This window comes from Nostoc sp. FACHB-280, from assembly GCF_014697615.1.
GTDB lineage: Bacteria > Cyanobacteriota > Cyanobacteriia > Cyanobacteriales > Nostocaceae > Nostoc_B.
Genome location: NZ_JACJSD010000007.1, coordinates 103,710 through 120,964, shown reverse-complemented (window position 1 = coordinate 120,964; position 17,255 = coordinate 103,710). Strand labels below are relative to the sequence as shown.

The window sequence follows — 17,255 nt, the reverse complement described above, 5'->3', positions numbered from 1 at the left end:
TTATTGTGGTGTGGGCATCTTGCCAGCTCACCTTGTGCAAGTTAAATGTGCAATAGCTGATCAATTAACGTTTTTGGTTTTGATTTCTTTCATAACTAAGAATACCAAGAATATTAGTTAATCTCGACTCGGTTTCTTTATCATTGATCTCGCGGGCAATATTTAAGCTCTGCTGGACATACTCTAAAGATTTATCATATTGTTTTAAGCGATAGTGAGCTTCACCTAACTTTTCTAGAAAAAACATTGCCCCTGGTTTATCTTGTAGAGTTTTGACTAAGGCTAAACCTTGTTGAGATACTTCAATGGCTGCGGCATAGTTTTTGACTAAAATATGACCAATTCCTAAATTACCTAGTAGTTCTTTTTCATTTTTAGTATCTTTATTTTTTCTAGCTAACACCAAGGCTTGCTGATAATATGCAATAGCTTGGGGATAGTTTTCTGATTTTTGATATGTATCTCCTAATAAACGAACAATGGCATATTCATTTTCTCTTTTTGGTAATTGCTGGACAATTTTTAAAGCACGTTGATAGTAATTAATCGCAGCATCATAGTTATTTTCTTTGTTGTAAGTAATGCCCAACAATAGCAGCATTGCTGATTCACTTTGCGGCTTTTTGGCTGCTTGATACAGTGCCAAGGCTTTTTCAAAAGACTGTCTAGCTTCAGCAACTTTTTGATTGTTTAAATATTCCACACCTTGTTTGAAAAATTTGTCTGCTTCTACTTCTTGACTGTTTTGAGTTTGTGCCAATACCTGCGTTGATTGCCAAATGAACGAATTTGACGGGATCAATCCAACAGCTAATACCAGTGTAGTAAGTGCAGTTAAGCCAATAGTGCGATAAGACATGGTGCTTTTACATATAAATATTTTTGTAATTTATTACGTAGGTGGATATTCTTAGCCAATATAGAGATAAATTTTAAGAATTCAATACTCCCCTTCCTTCGTCTACGGTATATACACAAATCAGGGTTGAGTGCATCTATCTCGCCTCGGAATCAATTCCGAGTCTCATAGCGCAAGTCCTCTCAAGAGGACTCCAGCCAAAGTTCATTTCAGCCCACTGGAGTTGTTTTTTGAATTAAAGTATCTCTTATTATGCTTATTTCCAATTTTTTCTTTGTCTAGTCTCTAAAAGGATATGACACCGTAGTTACTTGAACAAATGCGTCGTCAACTGTGGAATTTATTGACTTATAGTATGCTGAATTTAAACACCTACCAGCAAATTTACCAGAAATTAGCTTTGTTAAACATCAGCTTATTAAAACCGTACCGAATAGTCATTGGCGCAATGCTGTTGGCAATGACTGTCACAGCCTGCGATAACTCGGCTAAATCGCAACTAATATTTATCAATAGCCCTTCGGCCACAAAACTTTCGGACAATTCCAATTCATCGCCACCACTTACATCTACCACACAAAAACCAGTCGATACCAAGTCACTGGAACAGCAAGCAATCCAAGTTATTCACGATTATTATGATGCGATCGCTACTCAAGACTACAAAAAAGCATACTTGCTTTGGGATGGAGATGGAGCCGCTAGTAAGCAGTCTTTTGATGAGTTTAAGCGGGGATTTGCTAACACGGCATCCGTAGCTGAAGAAATTGGAAAACCAGACCCCACAGAAGGGGCAGCAGGCTCGTTATATATTAAAATCCCAGTTACGGTAACGGCGGTGACAACCAATGGAACCCCGCAGCGATTTCACGGTAGTTACGTGCTGCGACGAGTCAATAATGTTCCTGGTTCAACGCCAAAACAGCGTAGCTGGCACATCTACTCAGCTAATATTTCTCAAGAGAACTAAGCTCCCCAACGCCGCGTCAAATTGACTATCAAATATTAATCCTAATAATATAATTTTCAACCTAAGAAATAACCTGGGAATCTCACAAACTTTCAGCTACTCATCTTGAATAATCAAGAGTTTGACTGTGATTTGCTTAAATCCCCAGGACGGAAGTTTACTACTACTGCCAGTAAGAAAAATATCTTTATACTAGTTCTGTTAGCGTCTAACTAAAGAAATAGGTTTTTTGCAGTTAATTGGATCAATAGTAGAATTGATCACACATTAGTTATTTGGCTTTTTGTGCCACTGCCCATCTTCGCCTTTTTCATAATCACGCTTTACTGCGCTCCAAGCAACCCGAAAAGCACTTTCTTCTTCTCTATATTCTGTTTCCGCATTATTAAATGCAGCCCTGAATATTTCTTGGGCGTGTTTAGGCAAGTGGTGTTTTACTGAATCTGGTAATTCCTCAATTTGTTGATATGGCATAAAATATCAACCCTGCTGTTTTAAAGGTGTGATAGTTAAGAAAAATTGATGGTTTGGGGATGATAACTAGAACTGCTATCCCAATAATCGGCTTGTTTAATATTGACTTGGAGTAATGCCAAATCTGGCTGATCTAAGCCTTGAGAAAACCAAGTTTCTAATTCTGGTTTCCATAATTCGGCCATCTTTTGACGGTCTTTGAGGAGTTGTGCTGTACCAGAAATGGAAACATAACGCTGCTGTTCACAGGAGGAAAAACTCACATTTACCTGCTGATGATGTTCAATTTCACTGACTCGATGGGAGTTAGCACTAGTAAAAAACCAGAGTCTTCCTTCTGCATCTATTTCGTTGATTGAGTACATAGGACAACTGTGCAAGCTACCATCATCATTGACTGTGGTCAACATTCCAGAGTCAATATCTTGAATTAATTCTTGCAATTGTTGAATTTGGCGCTCGCTGTTTGTAGAAATTGTCATAATCTAAGAGGTTTCTATTAATTGATAGGGATATTTTTCTGATTACAGCCAATATTCTATTCTGGCGCAATCTATTTTTTATTCTTAACGTTTCCCTTGATTTATGGCTTGAGTCTAAAGACATAATCTTGCTGTGTATACTAATATATCCCCGACTTATTTAAGAAATAGGGGATCTGAATTGTGCAAATATAATTAATACTAGAGATATAAATTTAAAATTTTCTCTGTGACTTTTGGATGATGGAAACAGTTAATAGTTTGATTACGCTTCTATAGTGATGTGTTACTTATAGAGGAGATAGTGATAATGGAGTCTAAGTTTGATTGGGAAAAAGTGAATTTACCAGAAATTGCTGAAGGTTTGAGTGCAATTATTTTTTCCCAGATGATTATACCTGTGGCTGAGGTTATCAAACAACCTTTAGTCCAAACAGCCATTAAAGAAGGTATTAATCTATCAGAAAGTTATCAAGAAGCAGTGACAGTCATAACGGATAATGGTCAGACTCAGCAAACAGATCAGAATTATCGAAATCAGTCAATTTCTCAACCTTATTTAACAAATAATCAATCTGCGATCGCTAAAGATTTGTTAAATATAATGTCCGATTTTAATGCCGATGTTTATAAAATGACTAACGGTGCGGCTGATTTACGGGTAATCGTACCTCTGGGACTTGGTTTATTTGCCCTAGCTCAATTAATCAAACAAGGTTTTAAGTTTGAAGATATACCTTGGTACACAGTGGTATGGTTTGCCTTTGATAGTTTCATAAAACTTAACGATGCTGAGAAATCAAAATCAATCAACATAAATAAAAATTAATCTATTTTGCCTCATTTATTAAGTTATAGGCTTTGCAACCCTTAACATTTCTATTAACAGCAATACAGTCACATACCCTATAATTTTACTAATGGAGATATATATCAAAATTGCAGTTTTGCAAGAGCAAGCACGGGGGCAAAAATTGCAGTGATTCAAGCAGTACATACCAAAGTTAAAGGCAGAGCTAGATATAAAGTAGAAGAACTTCACAATTCAGCAGAACTCAAAAATTATCTGGAGCGATCGCTGTTAAATTATCCAGAAATCAAGTTTGTGAATGCTAATCCTTTAACTAGCAAAGTTTTAGTTTATTTTCCTCAAGAAAAAAGCTATAAAGACATAGCAATTATTATCGAAAGTGTTTTATTAACATACCAAGGCAAGAGTAAGTTAATTTCAACCAAGAAAAAAGAGAAAAACTTAAAAACTCACAAACCAACTGTTAATAATCTTCAAAAACAAAACCAAGCCGACTGGTATTTAATTCCGTCCGATAAAGTTGTTCACAAATTAAATACCTCACCAACACTAGGATTATCCAGTGAATTAGCTAGTATCAATCTGCATAAATATGGTGCTAATGTCCTGGCACAAACAGAAACTCGCTCTGATTTAAGCATTATTATTGAGCAATTTCAATCTCTACCCGTAGCATTACTCGGTGTGGCGGCGGGAGTATCAATATTTACGGGTGGAGTGATTGACGCGGCGGTAATTTTAGGTGTAGTAATTCTCAATGCTGCCATTGGTTACACTACTGAAAGTCAATCAGAAAAAATCATTCATTCCCTAAAAAATCGAGACCAACCATCAACATGGGTAATTAGAGACGGTAAACCGCAAGAAATCCCGACAGAAAATGTCGTTTTAGGTGATATTTTAACCCTCAAACCTGGTAGTTATATAGCCGCAGATGCGCGATTAATTGAGGCTGATAACCTGAGTATTGATGAATCTGCCTTAACAGGTGAAAGTCTACCCGTGACGAAAATCAATGATTCGCTAATAGGTGAGGATATCCCATTAGGCGATCGCTTGAACATGGCCTATAAAGGCACTTTGGTTACAGGTGGTCAAGGACTGGCGGTTGTAGTCGCCACGGGACAGAATACCGAAATGGGCAATATCCAACAACTTGTAGGCGAAGCCACCGCAATGGAAACGCCCCTCGCCAAACAACTAGACCAAGTAGGTAGCCAGTTGGTATTAATCAGTATGGGTATTTGCGGTGTCGTCTTTGGTTTGGGCGTGTGGCGGGGATATGGTTTAGTGCAGATGTTGAAATCATCCATATCTCTAGCTGTAGCGGCTGTTCCCGAAGGCTTACCCACCGTGGCGACTACCACCCTCGCCCTTGGTATCCGTGATATGCGCCGTAACCGCGTCCTCGTACGTAGCCTGAGTGCAGTGGAAGCCTTGGGTTCTGTGCAGACAATTTGCATGGATAAAACCGGCACATTGACAGAAAATAAAATGTCAGTCGTCGAAATTCAAAGCAACACCCACAACATTAAAGTTACAGACGGGGAATTTATCACAGCAGAAAAAACAATCAACCCCTACAACAATGATGAACTATTAAAACTAATTCATGTCTCAGTTCTCTGCAACGAAAGCCAAGTCAGCCGCGCGGGAAATGGTCAGTATGAAGTCATCGGTTCCGCCACAGAAAACGCCCTGATTTATGTGGCTATTAGTTCTGGGGTAGATATTATTGACCTCAAACAAAAATATCCCCTAGTGCAAACCAACTTGCGGTCAGAAAATCGCAACTTGATGAGTACAATTCATCAAACTTATGATGGTAATAAATTTATCGCCGTCAAAGGTAGCCCCGCCGAAGTTGTGGAAATCTGCCAAACATGGGTAAAAAATGGGCAAATTGTAGAATTAACCCCAGCCGATAAAAGCGCGATCGCTATTGAAAATGATCGCATGGCTGGGAAAGCATTACGAGTTTTAGGCATAGCCTATAACCAGATTCACCAGTCACCAACCAACAATAACCATGAAACAGACTTGATTTGGTTAGGTTTAGTCGGGATGGCTGACCCCATTCGGAAAGGTGCAAAAGAACTCATTGGGGACTTTCATCAAGCGGGAATTGCCACCGTGATGATTACCGGCGACCAAAGCCCCACAGCTTATGCGATCGCCAAAGAATTAGAATTAAGTCAAGAACAACAATTAGAAATTCTCGACTCCAGCAACCTAAATAACCTCACCCCCGAAGCCTTAACCGCCCTCAGCGACAAAGTAGATGTCTTCGCCCGCATCAGTCCCAGCAATAAACTGCAAATAGTCCAAGCCTTGCAAGCCGCCGGGAAAGTCGTCGCCATGACAGGTGATGGAATTAACGACGCACCCGCCTTAAAAGCCGCCCAAGTTGGTGTAGCTATGGGTAAAGGCGGTACAGATGTCGCCAGAGAAGTTGCAGATATTGTCCTGGAAGATGACCGACTCGAAACCATGATTGTCGCCGTCAGTCGCGGACGCACAATATATAACAACATCCGTAAATCTGTACATTTCCTCCTCGCCACCAACCTCAGCGAAATCATGGTGATGACAGTAGCCACCGCCGCAGGTATTGGTGAACCTTTAAATGCGATTCAACTACTCTGGCTAAACTTAGTAACCGACATCTTCCCCGGTTTATCCTTAGCAATGGAAGCCCCAGAACCAGAAGTTTTGAGTCAACCACCACGCAACCCCGACGAACCAATCATTAAAAAATCCGATTTTGGGCGAATTGTCTTTGAGTCTGCTGGTTTATCTGTGAGTACCTTACTCGCTTACGCCTACGCCATCCGCAGATATGGTTTTAGCCCCCAAGCCAGTACCATTGCCTTTTTCACCCTGACCTCAAGCCAATTGCTGCATACAATTAGCTGTCGTTCCGAACATCACAGCATATTTAGCAAAGAAAAACTCCCACGGAATAACTATTTAAACGCTGCCATTGTTGGTTCCTTTGCCATTCAAATTTTAGCGATCGCCTTACCACCATTGCGAAACCTCTTAAAGATTACCTCAATTAACTTTATCGATACTGCCGTCATTATTGGTAGTGCATTGTGGCCTTTATTGTTAAGTGAATCAACAAAGAATATTCAGCCAAATCTTAATAGTGCTTTACCCTTACTACCTCCAGAAAAAACACAACAAAATTAGGCTTTGCATAAATGCGGGTTGAAATCATAAAATTCCACTTTTAAAACTCTTGCTCTTTGCGCCTTTGCGTCTTTGCGTGAGACAAAAATCATCCCTGTAATCAGCAACGCCACAAAATTAAATTAAACATTCTTCTCTCTGCGTCCTCTGCGTCTCTGCGGTTCGTAAAATCTTATGAAAAAAGACTTCATGTTCACATCAGAATCAGTCACCGAAGGACATCCTGATAAATTGTGCGATCAAATCAGCGATGCCATAGTAGACAGATTCTTACAACAAGACCCCTACGCCAGAGTCATTACCGAATGTGCCGCATCCACAGGCATATTATTTATAGCTGCCCGATTTGAACCCAACGCCAATGTAGACTTTACCAATATTGCCAGACAAGTAATCGAACAAATTGGTTACGAACAAAAAGAATTTAACGGTAAAACCTGTAGTATTTTGACCAGCTTGCGAGAATTACCCGCCAGTCAAACTCACGTATTTGATGAACAGAATTTATCAGATGAAGAGATAGAAAAAATTACTGTGACAAACCAAGTAACAGTATTTGGTTTCGCCTGTAATCAAACCTATACCCTCATGCCCTTGCCGATTTGGTTAGCGCATAAATTAGCCAGACAATTAAGCGAAGTCCGACACAAAAATATTTTGCCATATCTAACACCTGATGGTAAAACCCAAGTAGGAGTAGAATACCGCGATCGCCGTCCTTATCGAATCCATAGTATTACCGTCATTGCCAGTCAAAATAAAGCAGGCAAACCCGATTACCAACAATTGCAAGATGATATTCGAGAAACAGTGATTAATCCTGTGTTTGAGAACGAAGAAATTCGCCCCGATGCCAAAACCAGAATATTTATTAATCCTGATGGCGCATTTATTAAAGGCGGGCCAGCAGTACATTCAGGCTTAACAGGTAGAAAAAATGCGATCGATACCTACGGCGAATATTCTAAACATAGCGGTTCAGCCTTGAGTGGCAAAGACCCAATTAGAATAGATAGAATTGGAGCCTATATTGCTCGTTATGCTGCCAAAAATATAGTCGCCGCCAAACTTGCTGATGAATGCGAAGTACAACTCAGTTATTCCATTGGTTTGTCTCGTCCTGTGAGTATTCAAGTAGAGACATTTGGTACAGGCAAAATCTCAGATGAAGAGATTACTAACTTATTAGAAAAGCATTTCGATTTCCGCTTGGCAGGAATTATTAAACAGTTTAATTTAAGACATTTACCCACAATTCATCCAGGTGGTTTTTATCGCCAACTCGCAGTTTATGGCCATGTAGGAAGAATGGATATAGATTTACCCTGGGAAAAAACAGATAAAGTCGATGTGTTTTGAGATGTAATAATTTTTTATAACTCAATTATGTGCATTAACCTACAGCAAACTCTGTGTACTTTCGCACATAAGGCGCGTGATAAGCCAACACAATATCTTGCTTTGGTACTCCCTTTGCCACTAACTGATCTGCAATTGCATCTTCAGTTCCATCATGTTGAACCCAAATTTTTCCATCTATAATATCGACGTGCAGCACACAACCATAAATTCGAGTACTGCTATTTTTCCATCCTAAATTGACAAGTTGATAGTGATCACCATCCCGATCAAAAATTGTTTGACTTTTGATCGGGTCATTAGGAGAACGCAATTTTGCTCGTTCTATTAACAATTCCTGAATTAGTTGACGATACAAATTTAATTTATCCATTGGGCAATCTCCTGCTTTTCGATGTTGTAAAATAACAACGCAATTTGTTTACAACAAATAATTTTTATGACTACATTTTAACTAACTTTAACTACTGAAAACCAGGTAATTTACCAAAATAGATAAATAACAGAATTGCTGATATTGCTAACCAGAGATTTTTTGAAAGCTCCTGACTATATTTATACTTTTCAAAATCCTTGGCAAATGGTGTAATTCCTCGTTCGTATAAATAACAAAACTCAAACCATAACCACAGAGGCGGCATAACAATCCAAAATGCTATCAGTGCTTTTTTGATATTATCTGACCAATCAAATAAAATAGCACCCACAACCGAAATTAACAGCACAACAATAGTAATTCTGGCAAACAACTCTGTGGCATTATATTTTATGCGATTCATGTTCACGCCTCCTTGAGATTTATTTGTCTAGCGTACCCAAATGTTATGCAAGACTAACAATAGTAGTCATATTTGATAGATGAATGAAAGAGACAAGGTAGACAAGGGAGAGAAGTTTATAATGTGGTTACAACAAATGAGAATGTAGTAATATCAGTTGGATACTACATCAAAGATTTGCTTCATATTATGAAGAGATTAGAACTGATATTACCAAATCAAATCCGTAAATTTAGTTTTGTATCGATTGCGGGAATTATTCTGATTGCTGTAATTGGTTGGTGGTTGAGTGCGAATCAACCAGAAATTACGAATGTTGACTCTAGCAAAACTTACGAACAAAGAGTTAATCATAGTCCCGATGGAATTGGCAAATTTTATATGGGAAGAGAAATCGCTAAAGTGATGGGACACACAGGCGCAGGTTGGCTAGAACGTCCTAGCCGCGAGTTAGAAGAACAGCCAAGCAAAATAGTTAGTGCTTTGGATTTAAAACCCAATGATGTAGTTGCCGATATTGGTGCTGGTACAGGTTATCTGAGTTTTTTAATTGCACCTTTATTACCCCAAGGAAAGGTTTTGGCGGTAGATATTCAGCCAGAAATGCTAGAGATAATTCAAGATAGCAAACAAAAGAAGAAAATTACTAATGTTGAACCAATTTTAGCAACCATTGATAATCCCAATTTGCCAGCACAAAGTATTGATTTGGCTTTAATGGTAGATGCTTACCATGAATTTGCATATCCCTACGAAGTGATGCAAGGAATTGTCAAAGCACTCAAGCTGGGGGGTAGAGTCGTATTGGTAGAATACCGTGGTGAAAATCCCTTCATCATGATTAAAACCCTGCATAAAATGACACAAAAACAAGTGCAGAAAGAAATGCAGGCTGTTGGTTTAGAGTGGCGCGAGACTAAAAACCTGTTACCCCAACAGCATTTGATGGTGTTTGCCAAGCAAGCTTCTCAGTAAGGGAATCAAGGGAGACTGGGGGGACAAGGAGGACAAGGGAGACAGGGGAGACAGATATTTGTAAATCCCTAAGAGATTATTGAACATTCTGGTGTAAAGTAGAACAAAAAATATAAAGATGAAAAGGAATTACCCAAAAGGCAAATCTTGGTAGGGTTTCTGGGATATCCTAAGATAAGTGAGAGATTTGCCAAAGAATAAGTAAGAATGAAACTGGCAGCAAGAGTAAGTCAGGTAAAACCTTCTTTAACCTTAGCGATCGCAGCTAAAGCTAAGGCGATGAAGGCAGAAGGTATAGATGTTTGTAGTTTTAGTGCTGGTGAACCGGATTTTGACACCCCAGCACATATTAAAGCCGCAGCAGCAAAAGCTTTGGCAGAAGGTAAAACCAAGTATGGCCCTGCACCTGGAGAACCAAAGTTAAGGGAAGCGATCGCCCAAAAGCTGAAATCTGATAACGGTTTAGATTACAAAGCAGAAAATGTCATCGTCACCAATGGCGGTAAACATTCTTTGTACAATTTGATATTGTCACTCATCGATCCGGGTGATGAGGTGATTATTCCGGCTCCCTATTGGCTGAGTTATCCCGAAATGGTAACTTTAGCAGGTGGCGTATCCGTGATTGTCAACACCGATGCTTCCACAGGCTATAAAATTACACCGGAACAACTGCGCCAAGCCATCACCCCCAAAACCAAGTTATTTGTCCTCAACTCCCCCTCCAACCCCACCGGGATGGTTTACACGCCAGAGGAAATTAAAGCTTTGGCACAGGTAATAGTTGATGCAGATATCTATGTAGTCTCCGATGAGATTTACGAAAAAATTCTCTATGACGGTGCAGAACATATCAGCATTGGTTCCCTGGGACAAGAAATTTTTGAGCGCACCTTTATTAGTAATGGGTTTGCCAAAGCTTATTCTATGACAGGTTGGCGCTTGGGTTACTTAGCCGGGCCAGTCGAGATTATTAAAGCAGCCAACTCCATTCAAGGGCATAGTACATCTAATGTGTGTACCTTTGCTCAATATGGTGCGATCGCTGCTTTAGAAGAATCTCAAGATTGTGTAGCTGAAATGTTGCAGGCTTTTAGCAAGCGGCGACAAGTCATGCTAGAGCGAATTAACGCCATTCCCGGTTTATATTGTCCCAAACCAGACGGCGCTTTTTATCTGTTCCCCGACATCAGCAAAACCGGACTCAAATCTCTAGAATTTTGCGACGCATTGATTGAAGAACATCAAGTTGCAGTCATTCCCGGAATTGCTTTTGGTGCAGATAATAACATTCGCCTTTCCTACGCTACCGATTTAGCCACAATCGAAAAAGGCTTGGATAGGTTAGAGAAGTTTGTGCGTTCAAAAATTTAATTTAGGGTCATTTGTTATTGGTCATTTGTCATTTGACAGATGACCAAATAATTAAAAATACCGTAGAACAAAAACTTTAGACCTCTTGCATAAATATTTTTTTGTCTCACGCAAAGGCGCGAAGGCGCAAAGAAAAGAGCGCAAATAACGACTTTTGCAAGGGGTATTTTGATATCGAAACCTATCATTATTCCTTGTAACCTAATTCAAGCCGCCAGCAATCTTTCCTGACTAATTGGAAGTATAATTACAAATTCTGTACCTTTGCCGACAGTAGAATGACATTCCAACTTACCCTGATGTTTTTCCGTCACAATTTGATAACTAATAGATAAAGCCAAACCTGTACCTTTACCAACAGGTTTAGTAGTAAAAAAGGGATTAAATAGTTGCTTTTGTGAAATTTCAGAAATCCCAATTCCATTATCAATAATGCGAATAATAACTTGTTGATTAGCAGTAATTTCAGTTTTAATGTGAATTTTGCCTGTACGTCTATCTTGAGTTGGCGACAAATTAATAAAAGACTCTTCTATGGCATCAATCGCATTTGTCAGCAAACTAATAAATACCTGATTCAGTTCTCCTGCATAGCATTCTACCAGTGGCAAATCAGTATATTCCTTGATAACTAGAATTTCTGGATGGTTGGGTGTAGCTTTGAGTTGGCTTTGCAAAAACATGAGTGTACTATCAATACCTTCATGGATATTAACCAGTTTCATTTCCGCCTCATCTAAGCGCGAAAAATTCCGCAGAGACAGCACAATTTGTTTAATCCTTTCAGCCCCAACTTTCATCGAATTAAGTAAATTTGGTAAGTCTTCTATCAAGAAATCCAATTCAATAGCTTCTGCTTCATCTTGAATTTCTGCTACTGGTTCGGGGTAGTGATATTGATAAAGTTCTAAAAATCTGAGTAAGTCTGCAATATATTCTTGGGCAGGTTCAATATTACTATAAATAAAACTAACTGGGTTGTTAATTTCGTGGGCTACTCCTGCAACTAATTGACTTAAACTAGACATTTTTTCAGCTTGAATCAACTGAGCTTGAGTTTGTTTTAATTCTTGTAAGGCTTGCTCTAATTCTTGTGCTTGTTGTTGTAATGTTTTTTGTTGTTGACTGAGCATTACAACTTGAATTTTTGCTTTTTGGGATAGTTGTATTTGTCGCCAAGCGATAATTGTTCCTATCGCCAGCAGTCCACCTAATATTGAAGTTAGTAAATTTAGTGCTTGGAGTTGAGATTCGATATTTTCTCGCGGTATAACTAAAGCTATTGACCAATTTGCTTGTTTGAGATGAACATAAGCAACATATTGGTAAGTCCCATCAATAGAAATCAGTTCAATTCTCTCTTCTTTGTTTACCATCCGCCGAGCCAGTTCCGCCAAGCTAGAGTCGGTTGATTTGAGAAAACTGGGAGCAGGTTTTTCTTTGGTTGACATCACTTTCGGATGAATAATTGGTTCTCCTTGAGAGTTAAGTGCAAAGGCGTAACTCAAATTACCGTAACGCAGTTTGTTGACTACTTGAGTAATTCTGTGTACTTTTAAGCTACCGTTAATCACAGCTATGGGAGGACTTTTAAAATCGTAACTTTGACGAATAGGTGCAGCAATTGCGACAGAAGGAATACCTGTAGTCCGACTGACAAAAGGATCTGATATATTTGTTTCTCCTGCTAATGCTTTTTGAATAAAATCTCGATCGCTATTTTTGGTGTTGCTTTTACCCACCTCAGTGTTGTAATAATAACCATCAGGTAGTGAGAGTGAAATTTTAAAAAAATCATCAGTGCGCTTCACTTCTGACTTTAATAATGGTTCAATCAATCTCCAATTTAAGGAACGGGCTGCGTCTGTATTTGCAATAGTTTGAATTGTGGTAGAGCAAATTGCTAACCACTGATCAATCTCATCAGTTCCTTGGCGGACTTGTAATAATGCTTTTTCTTTAAGTTGTTGAATAATTAACTTTCTAACCACCAAGTAGCTAGTCCAACCAATAATCCCTATTGCTAATGTACAAGCAATCAAAATTAGTGATGTTCTAATATCAGGTGGTTTTGTGGTGGGAGTGGGTTGGGATTTGCTAATTTTGAGGGCTTTGGGGAATAAATAGAACATATAGGTATGACTGTAAAGCTTTAGTTAGACTCATTACCTATAGTTCCCATAGCATTCAGCTGATAAACATCAATTGATGAATTCAGAATTATTCCATATCTCGTCCTTGCAACATTCCCATCAGTTTGCGCTTGCGGGCGTGGATTTCCATTAATTTGGCGCGATAATTTGACCAGTTGGCTTGTTTATTGGACGCAATGTAAGCAGCGCGGGCTTTTTTGAGCCATTCAACTGCGGCATCATAATATTCAGCTTTCCCTGCATTCATAATTGCTTCCGCAAGCCGACAAGCATGAGTAATTACCCATTCAGGACGATGGGGAATGGCAGCATTCATGACTCGATGAATAATATCAGCATAATAGACATTTAAATCATTAGCGATCGCGATCGCATCATCAATCAGTCCTTCATGTAAGAAAATATCGACTTTGATGGGGGCAGTTTCCCAACCACTATAAAGCCGGAGAATCTTCAATAAATCAGGTTTAATTCGCAGCCATTCTTCCCCAGCCAAATCTTGAATATCTTGGTATTCTTCTAGAGAAGGATGTGCTTGAAAAGCTAATTTTTTGGCTTGCAAAGCTGTGGTTTGATCACCTAACTTTTGGGCTAAATCGCTTGTCCATAAACCCAAGTCATATTGACAATTTCCCTTTAATTGCAAACCAATTTGAGCAATATGCAAAGCTTGTTGTAATGCCCCTTGTTCTTGCAGAGTTTTACCCAAAGCAAAGGCTTCTTCCATTGAATTCATCTCGGTTTGGGCAGCTTCTAAAGCTTCTTCTACCCTGCCGAGTCTCCCCAACATGGTTAAATATTGCCGCGTTTGTCCTTCTGCTTCTGCTAAATATAAATATTCTTGATAACGTTCTTGGCGTTCGAGAATTTTCAACCGAATTAAAGCTAAATCATCGGCATAATCGGGAATGGTTGTTTCCCAAACTCCCCGTTCACTAATTTTGCCTTGCAGAACTTCTGTGAGTTGTGGGTAATCCCAACCTTGGCGCAAAGCTTCTAAACTCAAGCCAAAATCTACATCCCATTCATCTTGCCAAACTTCCAAATTCACCTGGATATCTACTTTTTCTTCGGGAGTTAAGTCAGCAGTCAGAATAGCTTCACACCAAGCATTATTTAATTCCCAGGCAATTTCATCATAGTCTGCACCATACTCGGCGACTTCATACCAATTTTCAATACAGGTAGAAGTAATCGCCTCTAAAATTGCGATCGCTTTATTTCCTTCTCCCCGTTCAATCAAGTCTACCGCCGACTGCACTAAACCCAGCAATTCCTCGGCGATGGGATCTTCTTCACAGCCATCTTCCAGATAGCGTACACCATCGTGAATAATCTGCCGTACTTGTCGCCGAAAAGCAGTGGTATCAATGGCATTTTGCCGCAAAGCTTTGAGCTTTTTTGTCTGGGGCAAAGGATTTGTCATCCAGGTAACATGACGATCAATTGTCTCGATCAATTGGGGATGTTCGGCGACTAATTCTTGCACTAGTCTTTGTGTCTGCACATGATCCAGCCGATCAAGCAATTGCTCTAACGTCGGACGATGTTCAATAATCTCAGGCTGGCGCACACAGACAAGCAACGTTGCCACAATGTGTTTACACCATCCATCAAAATTGTAGGCACAAGTGCAATTAGCTGAGGTTAAACTATGGCCATCAAAACTGAGGCTAACACGATAAGGTCTAGCTTCACTGCCATCAACTTCGGCGTGTAATAGATTACCACGGCGAGTGATGGTATCTACAGCACCAGACTCAAAATAAGCCTCACCTCGTTGGTAAGACTTGGCGTTGGCATAACGACGGATGGTAAATTCACTGATTTTGGGAATAGACATCGGGCAGACGAAGTGCGAAAATCCTATGGGTAAATGAATTTTAGATCCAGGTTGGCTTTTCGGCTCATACTGATTTTGAATTTCCAGCCATAACCATCAGGCTCTTACTGAACTTTCAAACATTACGATACTAGTACAATAAAGCTGCTGATAAAATCTTTACCTCAAAAGTAGTTTATTTCCACAATTGAGTACTAGTATTTTCTAATACTTATTATCTAAGTTTAATTGTCCAATTTATTGCTAAATCAAAGCACAAGCAGCTTAACAAGGTAAAAATAATCAGTTTTGATCAACCTGGATCAGCTATTATAGCTTTCCAAAAAAATTAGCCATATCAGTATAAAATTCAATAAGTGAATAATGTTTACTAAAATTGTCAATAAAGTTATCTCTTCGCTTGCTAGGGTGAACGATAATAGTTGATTTAGCCATTCCCAACTCTTTGGAGTTGTCAGAATAGCTAGTCGAATTGAGAATACATAGGCGAAGCACACGGGGAAACTAACGTGAGTCAAGGATTTGATTACGATTTAGTAATTATTGGCGCTGGTGTAGGCGGACATGGCGCAGCCCTACACGCGGTAAGCTGCGGTTTGAAAACAGCAATTATTGAAGCAGCTGACATGGGCGGAACCTGTGTTAACAGGGGCTGTATTCCCTCGAAAGCATTGCTGGCAGCAGCAGGACGTGTGCGGGAGTTACGTAATGCCCACCACCTCAAGTCACTGGGCATTCAAATTGGTAATGTGGAGTTCGATCGCCAAGCGATCGCGGATCATGCAGGCAATTTAGTCTCGAAAATTCAAGGCGATTTAACCAACAGCCTCAAGCGTCTAGGCGTAGATATCATTCGGGGTTGGGGAAAAATCGCGGGTACTCAAAAAATCACTGTCAGTGGCGATGGCAGTGAAAAAACGATCACCGCTAAAGATATTATTCTTTCTCCTGGTTCAGTTCCTTTTGTTCCCCCAGGCATTGAAGTTGACGGCAAAACTGTATTTACCAGCGACCAAGGCGTAAAATTAGAATCTCTCCCGCCTTGGGTGGCAATTATTGGTAGCGGTTACATCGGTTTGGAATTTTCTGATGTCTACTCGGCTTTGGGCAGTGAAATCACTATGATTGAAGCCCTAGATCAGTTAATGCCAGGATTTGACCGTGATATTGCCAAACTCGCAGAACGGGTATTAATTACGCCGCGTGATATTGAAACCAAAGTCGGTATCTACGCCAAAAAAGTCATCCCTGGTTCGCCAGTGGTGATTGAGTTGGCTGATTTTAAAACAAAAGAAGATTTAGAGGTGATTGAGGTTGATGCTTGCCTAGTAGCGACAGGACGCATCCCCGCCACCCAAAACCTTGGTTTAGAATCTGTGGGTGTGGAATTAGACAGGCGGAATTTTATCCCCGTCGACGATCGCATGGCAGTATTGAGTGCGGGTGAAGTTGTACCCCATCTGTGGGCAATTGGTGATGCTAATGGCAAAATGATGCTGGCTCATGCGGCTTCGGCTCAAGGTATTGTAGCGGTAGAAAATATCGTCGGGCGATCGCGCACTGTAGACTATCGCAGCATCCCCGCCGCCGCCTTCACTCACCCAGAAGTTAGCTATGTCGGTTTAACCGAAACTGCTGCTAAGGAATTAGGACAAGCAGAAGGTTTTGAAGTTGGTACAAGTAAGAGTTACTTTAAAGGCAACTCCAAAGCTTTGGCAGAAAACGAAGCCGATGGTATCGCTAAGGTAATTTATCGCAAAGACACAGGCGAAGTTTTAGGTGTTCACATCTTTGGAATGCACGCCTCCGACTTAATTCACGAAGCCTCAGCCGCCGTGGCGAAGCGTGAATCTGTCCACACCCTCGCCCATCTAGTTCACGCCCACCCCACCCTCTCGGAAGTTCTAGATGAAGCCTACAAACGGGCTGTAGCCTAATAAAGGCAAAAGTAAAAAGGTAAAAAGTAACAATCTTTACTTTT

At 40.0% G+C, this 17,255-nt stretch carries 14 protein-coding genes; 7 read left to right on the top strand and 7 right to left on the bottom strand.

Translation table 11 applies throughout. The annotated features are described in order from the left end of the window. Positions 1 to 64: 64 nt before the first annotated feature. Positions 65 to 859, bottom strand: coding sequence for a tetratricopeptide repeat protein (locus H6G75_RS07430; RefSeq protein ID WP_190979303.1), 795 nt, complete (start codon positions 857 to 859; stop codon positions 65 to 67). A gap of 319 nt (positions 860 to 1,178) precedes the next feature. Here H6G75_RS07430 and H6G75_RS07425 point away from each other — a divergent pair, with 319 nt between their 5' ends. Beyond that, complete coding sequence (locus tag H6G75_RS07425) at positions 1,179 to 1,829, top strand: hypothetical protein (protein WP_190979302.1); 651 nt, start codon at positions 1,179 to 1,181, stop codon at positions 1,827 to 1,829. 267 nt (positions 1,830 to 2,096) lie between these two features. Here H6G75_RS07425 and H6G75_RS07420 read toward each other — a convergent pair whose 3' ends face one another. Continuing rightward, a complete protein-coding gene (locus H6G75_RS07420) occupies positions 2,097 to 2,303 on the bottom strand; it encodes a ChaB family protein (protein ID WP_190979301.1) in 207 nt (68 codons plus the stop codon). A 35-nt stretch (positions 2,304 to 2,338) separates the two neighbouring features. Then, positions 2,339 to 2,785, bottom strand: coding sequence for a pyridoxamine 5'-phosphate oxidase family protein (locus tag H6G75_RS07415; protein WP_190979300.1), 447 nt, complete (start codon positions 2,783 to 2,785; stop codon positions 2,339 to 2,341). Positions 2,786 to 3,095: 310 nt separating this feature from the next. Here H6G75_RS07415 and H6G75_RS07410 point away from each other — a divergent pair, with 310 nt between their 5' ends. From H6G75_RS07410 to metK, 3 genes are all read left to right on the top strand, one after another. Then, entirely contained in the window at positions 3,096 to 3,614 is a 519-nt protein-coding gene (locus H6G75_RS07410) for a DUF5132 domain-containing protein (RefSeq protein ID WP_190979299.1), read from the top strand. Positions 3,615 to 3,764: 150 nt separating this feature from the next. Beyond that, positions 3,765 to 6,791 (top strand): cation-translocating P-type ATPase, encoded by a 3,027-nt coding sequence (locus tag H6G75_RS07405; protein ID WP_190979298.1) that lies wholly within the window; start codon positions 3,765 to 3,767, stop codon positions 6,789 to 6,791. Between the two features lie 174 nt (positions 6,792 to 6,965). Then, positions 6,966 to 8,150: a methionine adenosyltransferase gene (metK, locus tag H6G75_RS07400; protein WP_190979297.1), complete on the top strand. Its 1,185-nt coding sequence runs from the start codon at positions 6,966 to 6,968 to the stop codon at positions 8,148 to 8,150. Between the two features lie 34 nt (positions 8,151 to 8,184). On the opposite strand, the gene H6G75_RS07395 is transcribed toward metK, so the two are convergent. Then, positions 8,185 to 8,523, bottom strand: a complete 339-nt coding sequence (locus H6G75_RS07395) for a XisI protein (RefSeq protein WP_190979296.1) — start codon at positions 8,521 to 8,523, stop codon at positions 8,185 to 8,187. 91 nt (positions 8,524 to 8,614) lie between these two features. Next, entirely contained in the window at positions 8,615 to 8,929 is a 315-nt protein-coding gene (locus H6G75_RS07390) for a hypothetical protein (RefSeq protein ID WP_190979295.1), read from the bottom strand. Positions 8,930 to 9,118: 189 nt separating this feature from the next. Here H6G75_RS07390 and H6G75_RS07385 point away from each other — a divergent pair, with 189 nt between their 5' ends. Both H6G75_RS07385 and H6G75_RS07380 read left to right on the top strand, forming a co-directional pair. After that, positions 9,119 to 9,904 (top strand): class I SAM-dependent methyltransferase, encoded by a 786-nt coding sequence (locus H6G75_RS07385; RefSeq protein ID WP_190979294.1) that lies wholly within the window; start codon positions 9,119 to 9,121, stop codon positions 9,902 to 9,904. 207 nt (positions 9,905 to 10,111) lie between these two features. Next, a complete protein-coding gene (locus H6G75_RS07380) occupies positions 10,112 to 11,278 on the top strand; it encodes a pyridoxal phosphate-dependent aminotransferase (protein ID WP_190979293.1) in 1,167 nt (388 codons plus the stop codon). A gap of 206 nt (positions 11,279 to 11,484) precedes the next feature. Here the strand turns inward: H6G75_RS07380 and H6G75_RS07375 are convergent, their stop codons facing one another. Further along, positions 11,485 to 13,410 (bottom strand): ATP-binding protein, encoded by a 1,926-nt coding sequence (locus H6G75_RS07375; protein ID WP_190979292.1) that lies wholly within the window; start codon positions 13,408 to 13,410, stop codon positions 11,485 to 11,487. An 88-nt stretch (positions 13,411 to 13,498) separates the two neighbouring features. Then, positions 13,499 to 15,274 (bottom strand): SWIM zinc finger domain-containing protein, encoded by a 1,776-nt coding sequence (locus H6G75_RS07370; protein ID WP_190979291.1) that lies wholly within the window; start codon positions 15,272 to 15,274, stop codon positions 13,499 to 13,501. A 509-nt stretch (positions 15,275 to 15,783) separates the two neighbouring features. Between H6G75_RS07370 and lpdA the strand changes: the two genes are divergently transcribed. Further along, a complete protein-coding gene (gene lpdA, locus H6G75_RS07365) occupies positions 15,784 to 17,211 on the top strand; it encodes a dihydrolipoyl dehydrogenase (RefSeq protein ID WP_190979290.1) in 1,428 nt (475 codons plus the stop codon). The last annotated feature ends 44 nt before the right edge of the window (positions 17,212 to 17,255 follow it).

Coding starts and splice junctions, on each gene's coding strand:
- H6G75_RS07430 (WP_190979303.1), bottom strand. CDS start 859: ATGTCTTATCGCACTATTGGCTTAACTGCACTTACTACACTGGTATTA.
- H6G75_RS07425 (WP_190979302.1), top strand. CDS start 1,179: ATGCGTCGTCAACTGTGGAATTTATTGACTTATAGTATGCTGAATTTA.
- H6G75_RS07420 (WP_190979301.1), bottom strand. CDS start 2,303: ATGCCATATCAACAAATTGAGGAATTACCAGATTCAGTAAAACACCAC.
- H6G75_RS07415 (WP_190979300.1), bottom strand. CDS start 2,785: ATGACAATTTCTACAAACAGCGAGCGCCAAATTCAACAATTGCAAGAA.
- H6G75_RS07410 (WP_190979299.1), top strand. CDS start 3,096: ATGGAGTCTAAGTTTGATTGGGAAAAAGTGAATTTACCAGAAATTGCT.
- metK (WP_190979297.1), top strand. CDS start 6,966: ATGAAAAAAGACTTCATGTTCACATCAGAATCAGTCACCGAAGGACAT.
- H6G75_RS07395 (WP_190979296.1), bottom strand. CDS start 8,523: ATGGATAAATTAAATTTGTATCGTCAACTAATTCAGGAATTGTTAATA.
- H6G75_RS07390 (WP_190979295.1), bottom strand. CDS start 8,929: ATGAATCGCATAAAATATAATGCCACAGAGTTGTTTGCCAGAATTACT.
- H6G75_RS07385 (WP_190979294.1), top strand. CDS start 9,119: ATGAAGAGATTAGAACTGATATTACCAAATCAAATCCGTAAATTTAGT.
- H6G75_RS07380 (WP_190979293.1), top strand. CDS start 10,112: ATGAAACTGGCAGCAAGAGTAAGTCAGGTAAAACCTTCTTTAACCTTA.
- H6G75_RS07375 (WP_190979292.1), bottom strand. CDS start 13,410: ATGTTCTATTTATTCCCCAAAGCCCTCAAAATTAGCAAATCCCAACCC.
- H6G75_RS07370 (WP_190979291.1), bottom strand. CDS start 15,274: ATGTCTATTCCCAAAATCAGTGAATTTACCATCCGTCGTTATGCCAAC.